At 56.4% G+C, this 19,777-nt stretch carries 18 protein-coding genes and 1 pseudogene; 5 read left to right on the forward strand and 14 right to left on the reverse strand.

Translation table 11 applies throughout. From position 1 onward, the window contains the following. Nucleotides 1-1,632 carry a cytochrome c peroxidase gene (locus R2K28_RS16975; RefSeq protein WP_316366306.1) on the forward strand — a complete coding sequence of 544 codons (1,632 nt, stop codon included), beginning with the start codon at nucleotides 1-3 and terminating at the stop codon, nucleotides 1,630-1,632. A gap of 105 nt (nucleotides 1,633-1,737) precedes the next feature. Here R2K28_RS16975 and R2K28_RS16980 read toward each other — a convergent pair whose 3' ends face one another. From R2K28_RS16980 to R2K28_RS16990, 3 genes and pseudogenes are all read right to left on the reverse strand, one after another. After that, nucleotides 1,738-1,893 (reverse strand): hypothetical protein, encoded by a 156-nt coding sequence (locus R2K28_RS16980; protein WP_316366308.1) that lies wholly within the window; start codon nucleotides 1,891-1,893, stop codon nucleotides 1,738-1,740. Further along, a pseudogene (locus R2K28_RS16985) lies at nucleotides 1,892-2,029 on the reverse strand (redoxin family protein); the annotation flags it as partial. The gene R2K28_RS16980 and the pseudogene R2K28_RS16985, both read right to left, overlap by 2 nt. Then, the gene (locus R2K28_RS16990) at nucleotides 2,019-2,621 is read right to left on the reverse strand and encodes a peroxiredoxin (protein WP_316366309.1); all 603 of its coding nucleotides are present in this window, start codon (nucleotides 2,619-2,621) and stop codon (nucleotides 2,019-2,021) included. The gene R2K28_RS16990 and the pseudogene R2K28_RS16985, both read right to left, overlap by 11 nt. 244 nt (nucleotides 2,622-2,865) lie before the next feature. On the opposite strand from R2K28_RS16990, the gene R2K28_RS16995 reads away from it, so the two are divergent. Next, nucleotides 2,866-5,496 carry a choice-of-anchor U domain-containing protein gene (locus tag R2K28_RS16995; protein ID WP_316366311.1) on the forward strand — a complete coding sequence of 877 codons (2,631 nt, stop codon included), beginning with the start codon at nucleotides 2,866-2,868 and terminating at the stop codon, nucleotides 5,494-5,496. Nucleotides 5,497-5,576: 80 nt separating this feature from the next. Here R2K28_RS16995 and bioD read toward each other — a convergent pair whose 3' ends face one another. The 5 genes from bioD to bioB are packed head-to-tail and all read right to left on the reverse strand — an operon-like array spanning nucleotide 5,577 to nucleotide 10,108. Next, on the reverse strand, nucleotides 5,577-6,263 hold the full coding sequence (bioD, locus tag R2K28_RS17000) for a dethiobiotin synthase (RefSeq protein WP_316366312.1): 687 nt from the start codon (nucleotides 6,261-6,263) through the stop codon (nucleotides 5,577-5,579). Next, on the reverse strand, nucleotides 6,260-7,138 hold the full coding sequence (gene bioC, locus R2K28_RS17005) for a malonyl-ACP O-methyltransferase BioC (RefSeq protein WP_316366314.1): 879 nt from the start codon (nucleotides 7,136-7,138) through the stop codon (nucleotides 6,260-6,262). The genes bioD and bioC overlap by 4 nt, the downstream gene beginning before the upstream one ends. Further along, a complete protein-coding gene (gene bioH / locus R2K28_RS17010) occupies nucleotides 7,131-7,904 on the reverse strand; it encodes a pimeloyl-ACP methyl ester esterase BioH (RefSeq protein WP_316366316.1) in 774 nt (257 codons plus the stop codon). The genes bioC and bioH overlap by 8 nt, the downstream gene beginning before the upstream one ends. Further along, nucleotides 7,901-9,061 (reverse strand): 8-amino-7-oxononanoate synthase, encoded by a 1,161-nt coding sequence (bioF, locus tag R2K28_RS17015; protein ID WP_316369771.1) that lies wholly within the window; start codon nucleotides 9,059-9,061, stop codon nucleotides 7,901-7,903. Before bioF ends, bioH begins: the two co-directional genes overlap by 4 nt. 36 nt (nucleotides 9,062-9,097) lie before the next feature. Further along, nucleotides 9,098-10,108: a biotin synthase BioB gene (gene bioB, locus R2K28_RS17020; protein WP_316366318.1), complete on the reverse strand. Its 1,011-nt coding sequence runs from the start codon at nucleotides 10,106-10,108 to the stop codon at nucleotides 9,098-9,100. Nucleotides 10,109-10,198: 90 nt separating this feature from the next. Here bioB and R2K28_RS17025 point away from each other — a divergent pair, with 90 nt between their 5' ends. Then, nucleotides 10,199-10,912: a ComF family protein gene (locus R2K28_RS17025; protein ID WP_316366320.1), complete on the forward strand. Its 714-nt coding sequence runs from the start codon at nucleotides 10,199-10,201 to the stop codon at nucleotides 10,910-10,912. A gap of 13 nt (nucleotides 10,913-10,925) precedes the next feature. Here R2K28_RS17025 and R2K28_RS17030 read toward each other — a convergent pair whose 3' ends face one another. Genes R2K28_RS17030 through R2K28_RS17040 form a run of 3 tightly spaced genes read right to left on the reverse strand, consistent with a single transcriptional unit; the run spans nucleotide 10,926 to nucleotide 13,785 of the window. After that, entirely contained in the window at nucleotides 10,926-11,603 is a 678-nt protein-coding gene (locus R2K28_RS17030) for a general secretion pathway protein GspB (RefSeq protein ID WP_316366322.1), read from the reverse strand. A 1-nt stretch (nucleotide 11,604) separates the two neighbouring features. After that, on the reverse strand, nucleotides 11,605-13,365 hold the full coding sequence (locus R2K28_RS17035; RefSeq protein ID WP_316366323.1) for an ExeA family protein: 1,761 nt from the start codon (nucleotides 13,363-13,365) through the stop codon (nucleotides 11,605-11,607). 15 nt (nucleotides 13,366-13,380) lie between these two features. Continuing rightward, the gene (locus tag R2K28_RS17040) at nucleotides 13,381-13,785 is read right to left on the reverse strand and encodes a tetratricopeptide repeat protein (protein ID WP_316366325.1); all 405 of its coding nucleotides are present in this window, start codon (nucleotides 13,783-13,785) and stop codon (nucleotides 13,381-13,383) included. A gap of 191 nt (nucleotides 13,786-13,976) precedes the next feature. Between R2K28_RS17040 and R2K28_RS17045 the strand changes: the two genes are divergently transcribed. Together R2K28_RS17045 and R2K28_RS17050 are read left to right on the forward strand one after the other, a co-directional pair. Then, nucleotides 13,977-14,873, forward strand: a complete 897-nt coding sequence (locus R2K28_RS17045; protein ID WP_316366327.1) for a sulfurtransferase — start codon at nucleotides 13,977-13,979, stop codon at nucleotides 14,871-14,873. 111 nt (nucleotides 14,874-14,984) lie between these two features. Further along, the gene (locus R2K28_RS17050; protein WP_316366329.1) at nucleotides 14,985-17,372 is read left to right on the forward strand and encodes a thioredoxin domain-containing protein; all 2,388 of its coding nucleotides are present in this window, start codon (nucleotides 14,985-14,987) and stop codon (nucleotides 17,370-17,372) included. A 33-nt stretch (nucleotides 17,373-17,405) separates the two neighbouring features. On the opposite strand, the gene R2K28_RS17055 is transcribed toward R2K28_RS17050, so the two are convergent. The 3 genes from R2K28_RS17055 to R2K28_RS17065 all read right to left on the reverse strand — a co-directional run bounded on the left by R2K28_RS17055 (nucleotide 17,406) and on the right by R2K28_RS17065 (nucleotide 19,721). After that, nucleotides 17,406-18,605, reverse strand: a complete 1,200-nt coding sequence (locus R2K28_RS17055) for a protoporphyrinogen/coproporphyrinogen oxidase (protein WP_316366330.1) — start codon at nucleotides 18,603-18,605, stop codon at nucleotides 17,406-17,408. Nucleotides 18,606-18,754: 149 nt separating this feature from the next. Beyond that, a complete protein-coding gene (locus R2K28_RS17060; protein ID WP_316366331.1) occupies nucleotides 18,755-19,123 on the reverse strand; it encodes a HesB/IscA family protein in 369 nt (122 codons plus the stop codon). A 121-nt stretch (nucleotides 19,124-19,244) separates the two neighbouring features. Continuing rightward, nucleotides 19,245-19,721, reverse strand: coding sequence for a DUF5063 domain-containing protein (locus R2K28_RS17065; protein ID WP_116444757.1), 477 nt, complete (start codon nucleotides 19,719-19,721; stop codon nucleotides 19,245-19,247). Nucleotides 19,722-19,777 lie beyond the last annotated feature (56 nt).

A 19,777-nucleotide genomic window follows, 5' to 3' on the forward strand; every position in this document is an offset into this window, starting at 1 on the left:
ATGATAAAACTAAAAGCCTTATCACTGTGCGCAGCGTCTGCCACAGTGCTTTCACTAATAAGCGTTCAAGCCAATGCCTTGAGTCTTGATGAGGACCACTATCCGCTCAAACTATTGGGTAAATTTATCTTCTTTGATGAGATATCGGCACCGGAACGCCAGTCCTGTGCATCCTGTCACGCGCCGGATACCGGGGGGACCAATGACAATGCCTATATCAACCGGACCGTGGTTGCGGTACCGGGCGCCAATGTTCATGTCAGTGGTATGTTGAAGCCGCCAACCAACGCCTATGCCAGTGAGATCGAGCCCTTTCATGAGTGCAATCAGGGCGGTATCAGTTTTGGTGGGAGTGGTGGTCCCACCAGCGGCGATCGCTATTGTGGTGGTAACTTCTGGGATGGACGTGCCGAGGGGCGTGAAGCGACGCTGTTCAATGCCACCAGGCATATCGGTATGGAAATTTTCCAGGGTGAGCCAGACAGTCGTGGATACAGCAACTACTTTGGCGCAACCTCCGATCAGGCACTCAATCCTATGCCCAATCCGGTAGAGCAAAATATCCAGCGTCAGGCTGTGTGTGAGCATGTTGCAACGTCTGAGTATGCAGAAATCTATGAGGTCGTTTGGGGCGAACCGATAGACTGTAGCGATAATCCTGTCGACTATATGGCGAATGACCTGCCGCCGGAAGAGCGTCCTGAGCGTGAATTCGATATCAGTTTCAAACGACTGATGCTCGCGGTCGGTGCCTGGCAGTCTTCCGATGAAGTCAACTCATTCAGTTCCAAGCGGGATATCGCTCTGCGTACTGAACTTGCCTGTGATGATGGGGAATTCTCTGAGTACTATGATCCCGGCGTCTGTGCCGACGAGGAGTATATAAACTCACCTGGTAGCTTCCCTTTGGTCGGTTTGAGTTACCAGGAGAACCTGGGACATGATCTTTTCTACAATACCGATCCCCCCGGGCCGGCTACAGCGCCTTTTCCCGATCTGCCTGTGACCCAATGTTCGTTCTGTCACCTCAGTGATCAGGCCTCGCGCGACGGTACCGGACTGTTTGAGCGCTATGCCGATGATGCCTATCACAATATCGGCACACCGGCCAATCCGGATGTGCCTGGCGCGGACGATCCCGACAATCTGCCAACGGGTCTCGCAGGTCATGTTGATCCAACTTCGGATGGTGGTTTTTTCAAGACACCTACCCTGCGCAACGTGGACAAGCGGCCCAATCAACGCTTCATTAAGGCCTATACCCACAATGGCTGGTTCAAGAGTCTGGAAAGCTTGGTGCACTTCTATAACACGAGTGACGTAGACGGTGAGACCGCAGCAGCCTTTGGTATCACTCGTTGTCCACCCGAGATCACATCAGAACGTCGTGCATTGAGATCCAATTGCTGGCCTGAACCTGAGTGGCCGGGGGCGGCGTTTGGCTTCCTGGTGGGAGACCTGGGTATGGATGCAGCACAGGAGGCAGCACTGGTTGCTTACATTAAAGCATTGACGGATTCCATGACGGCGCAGCCGCCGCAGCTGAACGAACTCTATGCCTTGACCGGCTCCAGTGAACCTGCTGTTGAAGAGGAGCCTGCTGCTCCTCGCAGGCTAACGCGCAGTCGTTAATAGGGCAGCTGTTTAGGCTGGCCTATACGCTTTAGTAAGGCGGCATGACCGTAGCAACCGTTTAGGGTGCTACGGTTTTTTATGCCATTTAAGGACATGCAGCGATTAAAGTCTCACTATGCTCTCTTTCCAATCCGATCCTGTATCGAATTTACGCTCCTCAATAGGATCGGGCTCTGCCACCTTCATGGTGACCAACTCTTCAGCACTGATCGGGTGAATGGCAATGGTGTTGTCAAAATCGGTCTTGGTGGCACCCATCTTCACCGTGACGCTTGAATACCGGGGTCAACTGGTTATAGCGTGGCACATGGGTGGATGAACAGCTGGGGGTAAAGGCGCCGGGTTGCGAAAACACCACCGCGGTCTTGCCCTTGAAGATATCTTCACTGGTCACATGAAATCTTTCTCCACGCTCCTAGTTCATCATTACCTCGGCAAGCATATAGGTCATCTATATCCATGTTGTTTCGTGGAGGCAATTTACACTTCTTTACGCACACTGATAGTGCTTGTAAAAACAGGTAAAAACGGCTGACCCAGGCGGTTCGTTTCAGCAAACTAGTCTTCAACTTCTCTATTACCCCATCCTTGACCAGCATGGAGTAGCGCCAGGAGCGGTCACCGAAACCGAGTTCCTCCTTCGATACCAGCATCCCCATGCCTCGGGTGAAATCACCGTTGCCGTCGGGCAGGAAAGTAATGCGATCTGCCTGCTGTTCCCGCTGCCACTCGTTCATGACGAAGGCATCATTCACCGAGACGCAGATTACCTCGTCAACACCGTGACGCTTGAATACCGGTGTCAGCTGGTTGTAACGCGGCACATGGGTGGATGAACAGGTGGGGGTAAAGGCGCCGGGCAGTGAGAACACCACCACTGTCTTGCCCTTGAAGATCTCGTCGCTGGTCACATCGACCCATTCGTGCTCACGACGGGTACGCAAGATGACATTGGGTACGGCTTGTTTTTCGCGGTTCTCTAACATTGTTTCTCTCCAGAATATTGGTGATTCAAATTTCAACTTGGAGAGAACTCTACGTGAAATATTATAATTGATTAATACGTATGTTTCTACCTTAATAATAGATTATTCCTATATATAGCATCTCTACCCATTCCCATATCCACATCCCCTACAATGCTGTGGATGGGAAGTGCAGCATTGCACCTTTTACCTATTCCCCGTTAGACTCCTGCTACCCCAAGGAAACGGAGACTCCCGGTTTATCATGCGTAAAACACTCTGGCTCTTACTGGTGGTTTTGGTCCTCCATCACACCCAAGTCCAATCCGAAATTCTCGATATTCCTCTTCAGACACCCAATAATTTCGAGCCATTTATCCTCAGCAGTGAGTGCCCCGATTCTGGGATAGACAAATTTTTCGGGGCGGAGGTGGTGGGAGAGGAGATTAATATCTATGTCAGCATATGGGAGAGTGGCTTTGTTGCTCCATGTTACAACAACAGGGTGGAAATCGGCCCCATAGCATCGGGCAGCTACACCATCAATTACTACACCATTCAAGACTACAACACGGAAAGGGGACTCCCCTTCGAGTTGTATGAGTCGCAAAACATCCTGATCGAAAAGATCAGTGACAACGAACCGGCATCCGGCCGCGTCACCATCAGCGGTGAGGCGATTGAAGACCAGGTGGTCAGGGCCAGCCCCAGCCTCAGCGACCGCAATGGCATGGGTGAGATCCGCTATCATTGGCACCGGAACGGCCAACCTATCCCCGGAGCGACTTCTGCGAGCTATATGCTGACCGACGACGATATCGGGCTTGACGTCCAGTGCATTGTCAGTTTTGAGGATGGTCTGGGGGTGACCGAAAGTGTCAGCTCCCTGCCGGTGGGGGCGCCCGGTGCAATCACCAATATCAACGACCCGCTGGTGGGCTCGGTCTATATTCGCGGCTCGGTAGCGGAAGGGTCCACATTGTCCATCGATACCAGCAGCCTCTACGACCCTGACGGCATCGGTGAACTCAGCTATTACTGGAAACGCCGCTATCGGGCCTATTCCACGCTGGATCAGGATATTGGCGCGAATGACCTGACCTATGTGCCAACCCTGGACGATCACTACTTTTATCTCTCGGCCGTGGTGACCTACACCGATCTCCACGGCACCCGGGAACGTGCGGAATCGAACATCACCGGCCGGCTGGTACCCACTACCAGGCCGATAGTTACCCCTCCCGCCGACATGACACTCGCCGCCACCGGCGCCCTGACACGGGTCGATCCGGGCACCGCAAGCGCCCAGGACGATAACGAAGGTATACTCGAACCAGTCCTTGATCACCTGGTCAGTAACGGGGTTGTCACCCCGCCACCCGGCGATGGCTTACTCGATCTAGCACCGGGCACCCATCTATTGATCTGGACGGCGGATGATAGGGACGGGATCACCGGCGAAGGGATTCAAATCGTCAGGGTCGATCCAATCATCGAGTTTGGCAGTGACCTTACCAGCTCCCCCAATGGCCCCATCGGCTGTCCGCTGATATTGAATGGGAGCGCGGCCCGCTACCCGGTATCCATCCCTTACAGCCTGATCAGTATCTCATCCGTGGACGGCAGTGAAGCACCGTTGCAGTCAGGGACTTTTCAGATTGGACAATCCCTACTGGAGTCCACCCTGTCCATATCGAACACCCTGCTGGGTGATCTGTCCGGCTATACCAGCCTGAGACTGACCATGGAAACACCGAGCAACGCAGTGATGGGGGAGAAGAGTAGCTGCCTGATCGCCTTGAGCGATGAGAATTTCGCCCCCAAGGTGACACTCACAGCTTATCAGGATGAGACTGCGTCACGTATCTTGAGCCAGAACGGTGGTCAGGTTGTGGTCAGAGCAACTGTTCAGGATCTGAATAGCACTGACACTCACACCTACGATTGGAGTGAAAGCGATAGTCAGTTGACCGATCTCGACAGCGATACAAGCAGCTTCACTTTCGATCCCGCGGATCTCGAGCCTGGCCTCTACCGGGTAAGCACAGGGGTCAGCGACGGCCTGGCCAACGACACTGCCGTGCTGAGTCTCCGGGTGGTGGCCGAGGCGCCGGCATTGAGCAGTATCGATAACGATGGCGACGGTGAAACAGACCTGGAAGAAGGCAGTGGCGACAGTGACGCCGACGGTATACCTGACTATCTCGATCCAGCCGGTTTGCCGGGCCACGTTCTGCCCCAGGAGTCAGGAAGCAATACCGATTACCTGATACAAACAGCAGCGGGTTTGGCCCTCAGCCTGGGTGACATCGCCTTTTTCGCCCAACACCATGGGGCGCTGATCAGCCGCAGCGACATATTCGGCTACATCGCCAATGGCCTGGGAGGTGAAGCGGACGCGGATGCCTATCCCTATGAAGGGGGACTGTTCGACTTCCACATCGAAGGTCTCTCTCAGGCGGGTGCGACTGCGACCGTGGTGATTCCGCAACGGCAGATGGTGGCTTCCGGCTCCGTATATCGCAAGCTGACTTCCACCGGCTGGGGGGAGTTTGTCGTGGATGAAAACAACCTGATCAAATCCGCTACCGGAGAGGCAGGCATCTGCCCCGCCCCCGGTGATAGCGCCTATACGACGGGCTTGAGCGAGGGGGCCTGGTGTGTCGAGCTGACCATCGAGGACGGTGGGCCCAACGATGCCGACGGTGAGGCCAACGCCAGGATTGCGGATCCAGGCGGCGTTACCACCAACCTCTCCGATGATAGTGATACCGGATCGAGCAGCAGTGGTGGCGGTGGCGGCGCCTTCAATCCTTGGGCGATGCTACTGTTGGCGCTTGTCATGATCTGTACAGATAGACTCAACACATACCGGCCTGCGCGGACAGGGCATTAGAAAACCATAGGCAGGAAGTCCGCTGCGATTGAACTCGCAATCAAATTTAAAGACAAGTCTGGGTTAGTGACAGTGAATACTCACTGGATAGCATCCAACAGAGGCCCATCAAGATAGGTTGCAACCTGCTCAGGTGACGGCGCCTCGAGGTAGGGAACCTCACCCAAGCAGGGTGCCGGCAGCCAGGATTGCAGGGTAAGGATATTGTCATCTACGGCATGCATCTCCGGATCGACCAGGTTCGCAACCCAGCCTTTGAGCTGAACCCCGCTGTTGAGTATGCACTCAGCCGTCATCAGGGCGTGATTGAGGCAGCCGAGCCGGACACCCACCACCAGTATCATGGGCAGATCCAGGGTACGGGCCAGGTCGGCCAGGGTGATGCTGTCACCCAGGGGCACATGCCAGCCACCGACCCCCTCCACCACGACCCTATCCGCTTGTCCCTGCAAGTGGTTGTAGGCTTGTTGTATCTCATCCAGCCTGATGGGTTGACCCTTGGCCCTGGCGGCAAGATGGGGCGAAATGGGGGGTTGATAGACCAGGGGATTGACTGATGAATAGGGGATCTCCTGGCTGCATTGGGCCTGGATCCGCAACGCATCTTCATTGCGCAATCCCTCATCGGTGGTCTCGGCGCCCGAGGCGAGAGGTTTCATCCCCAGTACCGACTCCCCCTGCTGCTGCAGGTTATACATTATGCCCAGGGTAATCTCTGTCTTACCACAACCGGTATCGGTACCGGTAACAAACAGACCGCCACTCATCCCTGCCCAGTCCTTCCCATACCGATCTGATCTACGGGAATGGCGGTTACACCATCTGCCCGACGCTGTTGGGGCGCCCAGGCATGCCCATAGACCACTTCGTAACTGGCTGGTAGCTTTTCATCCCTGCGATAGGTTTCGTAGGCCTCATACATCGCCCGCAACCTCCCTTTTCCGGTCAATCCCCGCGGTCTGTCACGGGTGACATTATGCGCCCCCAGGGTCTTCAGATCACGCATCAGCGACGGCACATCGGGGTAGCTAAGACGCATGCGATCCACATCCACCACCGGTTCCGCCAAGCCGGCCCTCAGCATGGCATCCCCCACATCGTGCATATCCGGAAAGGGGCTGACGTGGCTGTGGCCATCCACCTGCGACCAGCTGTTGCGCAACTCCTTTAGCGTATCGGGTCCGAATGTGGAGAACAACAACATACCGTTTGGACGCAACACGCGAAGAAATTCACTGAAGGTGCCCGGCAGGTCGTTGCACCACTGCAGCGCCGCATTGGAGAAGATCATATCCACCGATTGATCGGCCAGGGGCAACTGCTCCGCATCACCACAGACACAGATGGGCCGACGCAGCCAGCCACCCCGCTTGCGTGCCCGATGCAGCATGGGCATGGCGAAATCGAGGGCGATGGTACTTGCCTTCCTGTACTGTTTTTTCAGTGCCTGGGTCGCCTCACCGGTGCCTGCGCCAACGTCGAGCACGACCTGGGGTTGGTGACGGATGTAGGTCAATCGTTGCAACATGCGTCTGCCGATCTCCCGCTGCAGCTCAGCCACCTCATCATAGTGGGGAGCGGCGCGGGAGAAGGCGGCTCGCGCCTGGCGCTTGTCGATGCTGCCGGGCACTTGCTTATCCATGAATCGACTCCAGACTGCTCATTAACAACTGATGGGTCTCTTGTGGATGAGAGAGAAACGGGGCATGCGCGGCCCCCTCCACGATATGCATGGTCGCTTCAGGTAACCACTGCTGCAGATCAGCGCTTGCCTTTGCCGGTGCCAGGGTATCCCGGTTGCCATAGATCCAGGTTGTGGGACAATCCAGGTCACTCAGTTGTGCGCGGAGATCCACAGACTTCAACAACTCGAGCCCGGTCTGTAACGCCTCCGGTAGCGGATCGGGTCGTTCGTGCAATAGAGATTTCAATTTTTTCAACATCTGTACCGCGTGGTCACTGTTCAACATCTGCAGGGCGAGAAAACGCTCCAGGGTCTGGCGGTGATCCAGGTGCAGGGCCTGGATGAATTGATCGAGGGTCTTGGCCGCCATGGCATGTTGCCAATCCTTCCCCTGGACAAAGCGCGGCATTCCCGCTAGGACGACTATCCCGTCGATACGCGAGGGTGCCAGCAGGGCGGATTGCAGGCAGAGCATGGAACCAAGAGACCAGCCGACCCAGACCGCCCGATCGGGGGCCACCTCGAGACAGGCCTCAGCCCAGGCCCGCAGTTGCCCTTGCCCTTCGAATGGACTCCTGCCATGCCCCGGCAGGTCGATGCGGGTAACCCGGTAGTCATGCGCCAGCCCCTCGGCAAAACCTGCCCAAACGGATGAGTTCATGCCCCAACCATGGAGCAGTACCAGATCCTGCCCAACACCCTCAGTTTCCGCAGCCAGTCTCATACCGCCACCTGTGAGAGCGTGGCGAGGGCATCCAGCAGACGATCGAGCTGTCGATCCGTATGCTTTGCACTGAAGGTGATACGCAGCCGGGCGCTGCCTTCCGCAACCGTCGGGGGCCGAATCGCACTCACCAGTAAACCCTGCTTTTCCAACTGCAGACTCCAGGCCAGTGCTTGCCGGGATGATCCCGCCAGAATCAGTTGTATCGGGGTCATGGAGTCCATCAGCGGCAGACCGAGCTGCACTGCCGACTGACGAAACCGGGCGATCAGGCTCTGTAGTCGCTCGCGCCGCCAGGTCTCCTGCCGGGCAAGACGCAGACTGACCAGGGTTGCCTCCGCCAACGCGGCCGGAGGGGCCGTGGTATAGATATAGCTGCGGGCGTGTTGAATCAGGGTCTCGATCAACTCCTCGCTGCCAGCGACAAATGCGCCATAGGTACCGAAGCCCTTACCCAGGGTACCCATCAAGATGGGCACCTCGTCACCATCCAGACCGAAATGGCTGAGAACGCCACCGCCTTCCGCACCCAGCACACCGAGACCATGGGCATCGTCCACCATCAACCAGGCCTGATGTGTGCGGGCGAGTTCCACCAGGGCGGGCAGCGGGGCCAGATCACCATCCATGCTGAACACCCCGTCCGTGGCGATCAACGCCTGCCCTTCGCCACTGCGCGCCAGCTGGATACCCAGGCTTTCGGGATCGGCATGCTGGTAGCGGAGCATCCTGGCCCGGGAGAGTTGCCCCGCATCCACCAGGGAGGCGTGGTTGAGACGATCCTCGAACAGCCGGTCACCCTGTTTCATGAGGGCGCTGATCACTCCCATATTGGCCATATAGCCGGTGGAGAAGAGCAGTGCCCTGGGCCGGCCGGTATATTCCGCCAGGGCCTCTTCCAAGCGATGGTGGGCATCAGTGTGACCGGTAATGAGATGCGCCGCACCGCTGCCGACACCATAGTCCGCGGCCGCGCGCTGCAGCGCCGCAATAACATCGGGGTGATTGGCCAGACCAAGATAGTCGTTGCTGCAAAAGGCGGTAACGCGCTTACCGTCAACCACCAACTCGGGCTGTTGCGCCGTCGATACCACCCGGCGGGATCGATACAGCCCCGCTTGGCGGCGTGTTTGCAACGCTTCAGCCAATCCCTTCATCGGCATCAAATCTCAGATCAGCGACCAAGCGGGTGCTTAGCCGGCCTTTGCCTGGCTACAGGGTACCTTGGCCGCCTTGACCTCTGTCTCCAGCAGTTGTTCGGTCTTCATACCCAGCCTTTCGAGCAGGCGCACGTCCCTGTCTGCCTCGGGATTATCCGTGGTCAACAGCCGCTCGCCATAGAAGATAGAGTTCGCCCCGGCGAGAAAACAGAGGGCCTGCATTTCATCATTCATCTCGGCCCGACCTGCGGAGAGGCGTACATAGGAGTGTGGCATCAGCAGACGCGCCACCGCGATGGTGCGCACGAACTCGAAGGGATCCAGCGCCTCGGCAGTGTAGAGCGGTGTACCCTCGATCTTCACCAGCATATTGATCGGCACCGATTCCGGATGGCGGGGCAGATTACACAGCTCACGCAACATGCTGGCGCGATCCCGCCGGGATTCACCCATCCCCAGGATGCCACCGGAACAGACACTGATACCCGCATCCCTGACATGGGCCAGGGTATGCAGTCGGTCATCGAATGTACGGGTGGAGATCACATTGCCGTAAAATTCCGGCGAGGTGTCGAGATTGTGGTTGTAGTAATCGAGTCCGGCATCGCGCAGGCGGTCCGCCTGGGCCTGGGTCAGCATGCCCAGGGTGAGACAGGTCTCCATACCCAGGCCATGCACGGCCTCGACCATGTCGATTACCTTGTCCAGATTCTTGTCGGTTGGGTTGCGCCAGGCCGCACCCATACAGAAACGGCTCGCACCCTTCTCCTTCGCTGTCTGCGCCGCCGCTACAACCTCCTCCAGCGGCATCAGTTTTTCCGCTTCGAGCCCGGTGGCGTTTTTCGCGCTCTGGGAGCAGTAGCCGCAATCCTCTGCGCAGGCCCCTGTCTTGATACTGAGCAGGCTGCTCATTTGCACCTGATTGGGGTCGAAATGAGCCCGGTGTAGACTTTGCGCCTGAAATAGCAGATCGTTGAAGGGTAGATCGAACAGGGCCTCTATCTCGTCCAGTCGCCAGTCATGGCGTAAAATTGTTTCGGTCATGGTGATCCAAACCTGTGTGTATGATTTGTGCGGCGCACTGGGGAGGGCCTATGGTAAGGATTGTCCGCCCTCTGTCAACCAAGGATGGTTATGAAAGTCGACAACTGTATAAATATTATACGATCACTACTCTATCCCAGGGGTTGTCTCCTGTGCGGCGCCAAGGGCGATTTCCCATGCCATCTCTGCCCTGCCTGCCACAATAGCCTGCCTTTCAATCACCATGCCTGCCCATGTTGCGCGCTTCCGCTGCCAGCCCATGTTGCATCCCAGCAATTGTGCGGTCGCTGTATCAAACGACAACCACCTTATACAAAAACCATCGCCGCCCTCACCTATGAGCCGCCGGTCAATCGCCTCATCGGCATGTTTAAATTTCATCAAAAACTTCATCTTGCCGAACCCCTGGCCGGACTGCTTATGGAACGCCTGGGTGACCAACATGAAAGACCAGAGATCCTGGTCCCCGTTCCGTTACATCCCCTGCGCCTGCGACAACGGGGATTCAACCAATCCGTCGAACTTACTCGCATACTGGCCAAACACTACCGCCTGCCCTATGACTGGCGACTCTGCCGACGCATAAAAGCGACCAAGACTCAATCGGAACTGAGCAGGCAGGAGAGGCGAAAAAACCTGGTCAATGCGTTTCAGGCCTGCGCGGAGGTCAAGGACACCCACCTGGTGCTGGTGGACGATGTGATCACCACAGGTGCGACCGTGACCGAGCTCAGTAAGGTGTTGAAAAAAGCAGGTGCAAAACGGATCGATGTATGGGCTGTTGCCAGAACCCAAACCCTGTAGTGGCGCCAGTCCCTTACTGGTTACCAATGGGCAAGATGAACCGCTCTCCCATATGCTCCATGACCGCCCCCTGGGGAAGGATCTCTACCAACTTCGGCCCCTCGGCGAGATAGTCTCCCTCGCGATATTTCTCCATATTGATCAGCACATAGCGTTTTGCCACACGCTTGTCGTAACTATGGATATCGATGCTCATGGAAGGCAGGTTGGCAACAAAACCACTCGGCATCTCATGCAGGGGTTTCGGTGGTCGAGGCGGTGGCGGTGGTTCGGCCACCACCTCCTGGGCCGGTTCGATCTCCTGCTCTCGAGGTGGGGATATAGCCGCTGGTGGCTCTTCCGCCACCTGGGATGGTGCGGTTGATTGAAGTGGATCCGGGGTGTTGGTCGCCTCCCCGCTCTCGAGTGGCGCCACCCTCTCGGGCGCGGGCTTGGGCTGACTATCCTGCTGGCTGGGTTCGGCGTGGGAGACAGGTGGCTCATGGGGTTGCCGTTGCGGCGTCAGCCAGCTACTGCTCCCCAGATAGATGCCGACCCCGAGCAGGATCAGGGCAAACAGCGCCAGCATCAGCCATCCCAGCCGGTGGGATGCTGTCGAACCCGGTTGTTCAGTGTCGGGATTGATCCTTGGGACTTCACCCAGTTTATGTTGGCGTTCAGCCTTTTTCAGCGCTTCCAGAATCAGCGACATCTCACCCCCCCGCCAGATCTTGGCTTGAGATCAGGGTCGGCGTCCCCGCCGGGATGACCAGATTGTTCAGATGGATCATGGTCTGTTGACCGGCAACCCCATCTGCCGCCAAACCCTGCTTTCGCTGAAACGCCTTCAAGCGCCCCTCCAGTTGGGCATCGAAACGGTCCACCCCCCCCGTCACCCGCGGCTCGATTCCATCCACTCGCTGCAGACGCTTGCGCAACCAGGTGACCGCGTTCCCGGATGATCCCTCGCCGATCAGGGCGATTTCCGCCAACGGCCGCCACATCATGATGTAGCCGCCGGTCCAGTAGCGCATCAATTCGGTGCGGGTTATGACCCCTTCCTGGGTGCCGCTATTGACCAGAAGCCACTCATCATCCACATGTTTCAACAGCAGCAGGCGTCTCTGTTTATCCTGCTTGAGTTGCAGCAGCATGGGTCTGTTTAGACCCAGCAGATTGGTCCAATCCGAACTTGATATCAGGCAGCGCAAATTGAATTGACGTACTTGCTGACAAGGTGGCGTAGCGTCATGAAGCTGTTTTGACCCATCCCAAAGAGTAAGCAGCGCCTGATACACATCCACCCGGTTTTGCGGTTGACTGAATAGTGTCGCCAGTTTGAAGTCATCCACTGGTGATGCCACTTCCATAGCAGGGGATGGCACCGGCACAGATTCACTCACTTCGCTTTCAGACGCATCTTCCTGGGAAGGGATGGGGGCAATCTTTTCAGGATCGGCCTGCCTTTCCGGCAGGGTGGGTATCTCCACTCTCTTAGGTTGTTCCGCCACAGCGGGTAATTCAGGGATCGCCGGTTCCTCTATCTTTACCTCTTCGAGAGGCGCAGGAACCTTATTCAGAGGTGTCAGGCTATACCAAATACCCACAACCCCCAGGATGAGGATCAGAATAGCACCACCCCAAAGCCATCGCTGATGGCCAAAGCGCCTCCCCTTAACCTCCCGAGAGGCACGCCATACCAGCCTGACACCGGCTCGTTGTCTACCGGACGCGTAGATCGCCAACATCGCCCGTTCACAGATGGCATTGATCACCCTCGGGATCCCGCCGGAGAAATAGTGTATCAGGCGTAACGCCATGGGCGTGAAAAGGTCCTCGCGAACCCCTGCTACGGCAAGCCGGTGGGCGATGTAGCGGCCTGTCTCCTGAGCATTCAGCGGTAACAGATGGTAGCGCGCCGTGATGCGCTGATCCACCTGTCGCATCTCCTTGCGTTCCAGCATCTGTTGCAGCTCCGGCTGCCCCACCAGAATGATACGTAACAGTTTGTGCCGAGAGGTCTCCAGGTTGGTCAGTAGACGCACCTGCTCCAATACCCGCGGACTCAGATTCTGCGCCTCATCCACAACCAGTACTGTGTGTTTTCCTTCCCCATGGGTCTTCAGGAGATGATCGGCGAGGATGTCGATGAGTATTTTCAAGGAGTAGGGGGGACCCTGATATTCAATCCCCAGTTCGTCGCAGATAGTTGCGATGAATTCCCGCCGGGAGAGACGCGGGTTGAGGATTAGCGCAATATCCACATTATCCAGATGTTGCGCCAACAGACTGCGCAGCAGCAGCGTCTTGCCGGTACCCACCTCGCCAGTCAGGAGCACGAACCCCCCATTCGGACCCGTGCCATATATCAGATGGGCAAGGCTCTCTTCGTGGCCCCTGCTGAGATAGAGATACCTGGGATCAGGGGTTATCGTGAAGGGGTTTTCCTCGAAACCGAAGTCGCTGAATTTCATGCCTTGGCTGGGTGGCTAGTCACAGCCATCCTCGGCCTCCCCCTCATTCTGTTCCGCGATCTCTGTGGCCAGTTCCAGCCACTTGATCGCCTCATTTTCATCGATCTCCACACCCTTGCCCGACAGATAGATCTGTCCAAGCTCGTTAGCCGCCATATAGGAGCCGTTGCTTGCAGCCTCTTTCAGCCATGTGATGCCTTGATGCGTATTCTGTTCCACACCCTTGCCAAAGATATACAGCATGCCGAGTTGGTACTGGGCCTTGACATGATCTCTTGTCGCCAAACGCTTGAAGCCTCTATAGGCACTGTGGTGCTCACCATTGGTCATGGCATCCATGGCGTCTTCAAAGTCTGACGCCAACAGCCCCCCGGACATACCCACAAGTAACAACAAGATGAATCCTACTTTTAATCTCATACTATCCAATTGCTCCTAATTCCCGCTATTCTGACACAGCAGGGTGTGAAATCCACACAACTGATGCAGTTTACTTGGCCTAACCAACCACGCAACTTTCTTTCATGATATCGATCTTAGTGTTGATAGATGCAATCATGCTGCACTGTATTTGACCCAATGTTCAATTGATAAGAAAACAGGAAGCCGATATGAAATCTTCCCTTATGCTGTTACTGCTGATCATTCCAGGCATACTGGCAGCAGCGGTAGAACCCTTGGTAACCCCGCAATGGGTACACGATAATAGAGACAACTCTGCGCTTGTTTTGCTCGATTTGCAGGAAAATCAGAACTATCTGCGTTTTCATATCCCCGGTTCAATCAACACCAACTATGCCCAATGGCGGGTTGAAAAAAAGGGCCAACCCAAGAATATGCCACCGGTACCCGTGCTTGAAAAACTGATCGGTTCGCTGGGCATAGACAACAACAGTCACGTGGTATTAATCCCCCTCGGTGCCAGTGCCGGGGATATGGCCACAGCCGCCAGGGTCTATTGGACGTTCAAGGTGCTCGGCCATGATCTCGTCTCGATCCTCGACGGTGGATTGGTGGGCTATGCCGAGAAACGGGTCTATCCCCTGGAAAAGGGAAATAACCAACTGAAAGCTGCGAAATTCACTGCCAAATATCGCCAGCAGATGAATCCCGATGCCGAATATGTCAAAACGGCAATCAACAACGGCACCCAGATTGTGGATAACCGCACCAGGGCCGAATATCTCGGTATCTATGGCGCTGGCGGCAAGCAGCGGCCCGGCAGACTGCCCCAGGCACTCCACCTCAACTATGACTGGTTGACGGTGAATGGCAGTGGCAAGCTCCACAGCGCAGACAATCTGCAACGCATCTATGCAGCGAGCAAGGTTGCATTGAGCGGGGATCAAATCAACTACTGCCATACGGGTAACCGGGCTGCCCTGGGATGGTTCGTCTCCCATGAGATCCTGGGCAATCACCAAGCCAAGCTCTATGACGGCTCCACCCAGGAGTGGTCTGCAAACCAGACTTTACCCATGGAGCAGCCGGTCAAACTGAGCTATTGAGCGACCGATGGAACCCGCATCGATCAATGGGGTTGCAACACTGCCGCTGAAGATAGTCCGATCTCCCTGTGGCGCCGCGATCACAACCTTTGTGATCTGGGACGGTAGTTGATGTCAGTACAGACAATCACCCTCCTGCTTGGCCTGTTACTGGGTCTGGTCAACCCTGCTCTCTCTCAAACCTATCACCTGGAAAGGTCACCGCAAATGGAGCAGAAACTCAAGGCAGCCTACATAGCCAAAGGCATCGCTTACCGTCCGCGTACGGAGCACTTCAAGGAGGACGGTTCACCCCGTTACATCAATCGCCTGATCCTCGAGGACTCCCCCTATCTGCTGCAACATGCTCACAACCCGGTGGATTGGCATCCCTGGTCGGATGCGGCCTTTGCGCGGGCAAAACAGGAGCACAAGCCGGTCTTCCTCTCCATCGGCTACTCCACCTGCCACTGGTGTCACGTGATGGAGAAGGAGAGCTTCGAAGACACCACCATTGCCGCCTTTCTGAACGAGCATTTCATCCCCATCAAGGTCGATCGGGAGAGCCACCCCGATGTGGACCAGGTCTACATGACGGCGGTGATGTTGCTGACCGGTCATGGCGGCTGGCCCATGTCCACCTTTCTCACCCCCCAGGGCAAACCATTTTTCGGCGGCACCTACTACACTCCGCAACAGTTCGCCTCACTGCTACAGCAGATATCGCAGCTTTGGCAGGAGCGTCGCAGTGAGATCGAGGAACAAGCCGATAAGGTGGCAGCAGCGGTTGAGGCCAACAACAGTCTCGAGGGTCAGGCCAGGGCGTTGGAAGACTCTGTCATCGAGACTGCGGTTGCGGGTATGCATCGCACATTCGATGAAATCCAGGGCGGCTTCGGTCAGGCACCCAAATTCCCCCGTGAACCCTGGCTCTACCTGCTCCTGGATCAGGCCCAAAGGAGGGATGACAAACAGGCGCTGCAGATGCTCGAAACCACCCTTGATCATATGGCTAGGGGTGGCATCTACGACCAGGCAGGGGGCGGTTTTCACCGCTACTCCACCGATTATGAGTGGCTGGTACCCCACTTCGAGAAGATGCTCTACAACCAGGCCCACCTGAGCCGCGTCTATCTTCTGGCATGGCGACTGACCGGTCGGGAGCAATTCCGCCGCGTGGCCACCCAGACCCTGGACTACGTTTTGCGGGAGATGACCATGTCTGAGGGGGGGTTCTACTCCGCCACCGACGCGGACAGCGAGGGCGAAGAGGGCCTCTTCTTCACCTGGACCCCGGCTGAGATAACGGCAGCCCTGGCACCACAGGAGGCCAAACTGGCCAATGATCTATACGGGGTGACCCCCCAGGGTAACTTCGAAGGCCGTAATATCCTCCACCTCCAGCAGGGACTGGAGGAGTATGCCGAACAGCACGATCTGGAGATCGCACCCCTGAGACAACAGCTCGATCGTATCAATCAGCAATTGTTACAGGTTCGAAAGCGTCGCCCCCCGCCCCTGCGGGACGATAAGATCGTTACCGCCTGGAACGGCATGATGATCACCGCATTCGCCCAGGCCGCCCAAATCCTGGACCAGCCGGAGTATCGCCAGGCGGCCATCAAGGCAGCTGAGGTTGTGTGGCGGCACAACCGACGCGACAAAGGCATGCTGTGGCGTGTACACCTGGACGGCGAGTCTTCCATAGCCGCAGCCCAGGAGGATTACGCCTATCTCGCCGAGGCCCTGCTCTACCTCTATGACCTGACCGCAGATGCCAAATGGCTGCAGCGGGCCGAGGAGTTGGCTCAAGCATTGATCAGTCGCTTTCTCGATAAGGACAACGACGGCTTTTTCATGAGTGAAGCCGAGAGCGGCATCACTGCCATGGGACGCCCCAAGGACGAGGGCTCGGACAATGCCATGCCATCCGGCAGTTCGGTTGCCATTCATCTCCTGCAACGTCTCTGGCAACGTACCGGCAAACTGGACTATCGCCGCCTGACAGATGCCCTGATTGCCCGTTTCGCACCCTCAATCGAGGGCAACCCAACCAGCTACGGCTATCTGTTGACCGCAGTGGCCAACCATCGGCACGGGGAGCTTGGTCCGCTGACCTATGCCGCCCAGGGAGGTGTCAGGATCGAGGGTGCCTTGACCTCCAATGGGAAGCAGTTGGTATTGAACGTTGATATCGATATCCCGGACGGCTGGCACATCAACTCCGACCAACCCATGACGAAAGATTTGATCGCAACCAGGATGAGTCTATCGGATAGGGCACAGGGATGGCGGATGGGGCCGGTCACCTACCCCGAGGGAGAGCGTCAGCGGCTCGCTTTTCAGCAGCAACCCCTCTCCGTATTCAGTGGCATGGTGCGTTTGCAGGCCTTGGTATCAATCAAGGATGACACCTCCTCCGTGCCCTTGGCGCTGCCCCTGGAGATTCGCCTGCAGGCCTGTAACGACAAGGTCTGCCTAGCGCCGGAAACTCTCACCCTGAGCCTTCCCCGCTCTTGACCAGGCAGAGATCAGGGCGTGCCTGAGAGCGGATCAACCTGCCGTGCCAAACAGGCGGTGGCACTCCTGCTGGGAACGGATCAGGCTATCCTCGATGGAGACCCCGGAAAACCAGTTCCCGGTCAGTGCCAGGGATTCGGCTTGCAGGGCCGTATCGATCCATGCAATCCGTTCTGCCTGTCCCAAACGCAAGGCGGGCAATCGGTTGCTGCAACTGAGATGGGAATCGATCTGGTCCTGGTCCACCCCCAATACCTCACTGATTCTCGTCAATCGACCCGCTTCATCCAGACCGTTCGGGCGGAAGTGGAAGGTGAAGGCCCGGTAGTTCTCATCCGCTACCAGATCCCTTGAAACCACCGAGTAGAAATCGTCAGCGACGCCGATGATACCTGCCAGTAACGGCAGTTTAACCCGCTCCGCCCTCAGCAGTACGGCATGGCTTACGATTGCAGCCATTTCGATCTCCTGCAGACGCGCGGCCAGCTCCGGCATGTATCCCGACACTATCTTTGCCGCTACATCCGGTGCCACCGCCAAGGCAACATATTTGGCATGAATGGTCCCGTTCGGGGTCAGCACCCGGTAGTGACCATCACCCTTTTCCAGTCCGACAACCGGGCTGTTCAGGCGAATCTCGAGCCCTGCGGATATCCCCTCGATAAACGACTGGAGTCCCTCGGGTCCGGTATAGCTGCGGACAATCTCTTTGCGTCTCGGTTTTTTGCGGAACAGGGTATCCGCGGGAAAATCGGCGGCCGGTTGACAGACAACCGCATCCAAGGCTGGGCCCAGGACCTGCTTAAAGTTGCGCCGTCCCATGATGCGGCCGAAATATTCAGCCACGGTGCGCCCCGACTTTTTGCTCGTCCATAGGCGGGGCAAGACCCCGAGGAGCTCAAAATAGTTCAATTGGGAGGGAATGGAAGTCAAGCGATCACCGGCCTGAATCCAATAGCGTAATTTTTGTTTCGGTTTCAGCTTATCCAGCTGGCCGCTCTCCTCCAGCAATTGCAGCAGATTGCCATAACTGTTGTAACAGGTATGGCCACCCAGTTCGGCCCAGAATCTGCCCTCGTCGGTGTTGAATCTGTGGCTGTTTATGGCGCCGCCGATATGGGTACCCGCCTCAAGAATCAGCGGTTGGACGCCATGGCGCTTGGCCATCAGCGCCATGCCCAGGCCGCTGATACCCGCACCCACCACCAACAACTCCACAACGCCATCGCTCATCACAAAGCCCTACCCAGCATACAAAGAAAAACCGTGCCAGGATCACTGGGCACGGTTTTTATGGGAAATGCAGTATCTGATTCGGCGGGCATCCTTGCGCCCGAGTCGCCCTTCTCCAATTCAGAATTAGATCATTGACAGGGTGTTTCCTAACCGCATCCACCGCCCGATGATGAGCCACAGGTACCGCAACCACCACCCACCGGCTGTAGATTGTTGAACACAAAACTGGCGTTGCCATCACCCTGATCGATGAAGTCAATCTCCACACCACGCAGGTACTCCAGGGTGCCATCATCGACAATTACCTTGAAACCGTCACACTCCAATACGCCGTCATTTTCATTGATCGCATCACTGAAGGTCATACCGAAGCTGATACCGCTGCATCCGCCTGGGGTGGCAAATACTCGGACACCCTCGATATTCTCATCGACCTGTTGAAACAGTTCACCCATTTTGCTCTGGGCCGTGCTGGTCAGGGTCAGGTCGCTTTCGCTTAGGGCAGTTAAATTCATGCCGAATCTCCTAAATTCAATATGGTCTTATAGCTACCATATTATCAAGAAATGGTAACCCTATGCCAATTAACATAGAAAGAAAGTTGGTTTTATTGGGGAAAGCCAGCCAGTATGGTACTCAGGTGGCTAACTGATTACGCGCATTCAGATCATAAAGATGGCGTTCCGCATCGAGTAGATGCTGTCCCCAATGGAGGTGGAATCCCATGTGCCACCCCTCGACTGCCTGCTGGGGATGTCCGTCCAGCATGTTGAGTCCGCTCTTCAGCTCGCAATAGATATCGGTCAGGTCATCCGCCAGACTGCCACTCATGCTTTGACCGTCACCAGCCACATCGTACTCCATCCAATAACTGTCCCGTTCACCCAGTAGCTGCCGCAGATAGGTATAGAGTTCAAACCTGGCATCCAGATCAGCTGCGGTGTAATGGTTATTGCGTGGGGTTGGTAGATTGAGTGCCGCCACCGCTGCATGCAGACGTGGCAACAGGCTGGCCACCTCTTGTAACCACTGTGTATTTCCATCCTGCAGGCTCTCAACCAGTTCACAATAGTTGCGTGCCAGCGCTTGAAGTTCTTCAATCTGTGGACTCATCACTCATTTCCTCACAGTCTTTTTCTCGTCTAATGCCCGCAAACTTTGGCCCCGAG

The sequence above is a fragment of the Candidatus Thiodiazotropha sp. CDECU1 genome (assembly GCF_963455295.1).
Lineage (GTDB): Bacteria > Pseudomonadota > Gammaproteobacteria > Chromatiales > Chromatiaceae > Thiodiazotropha.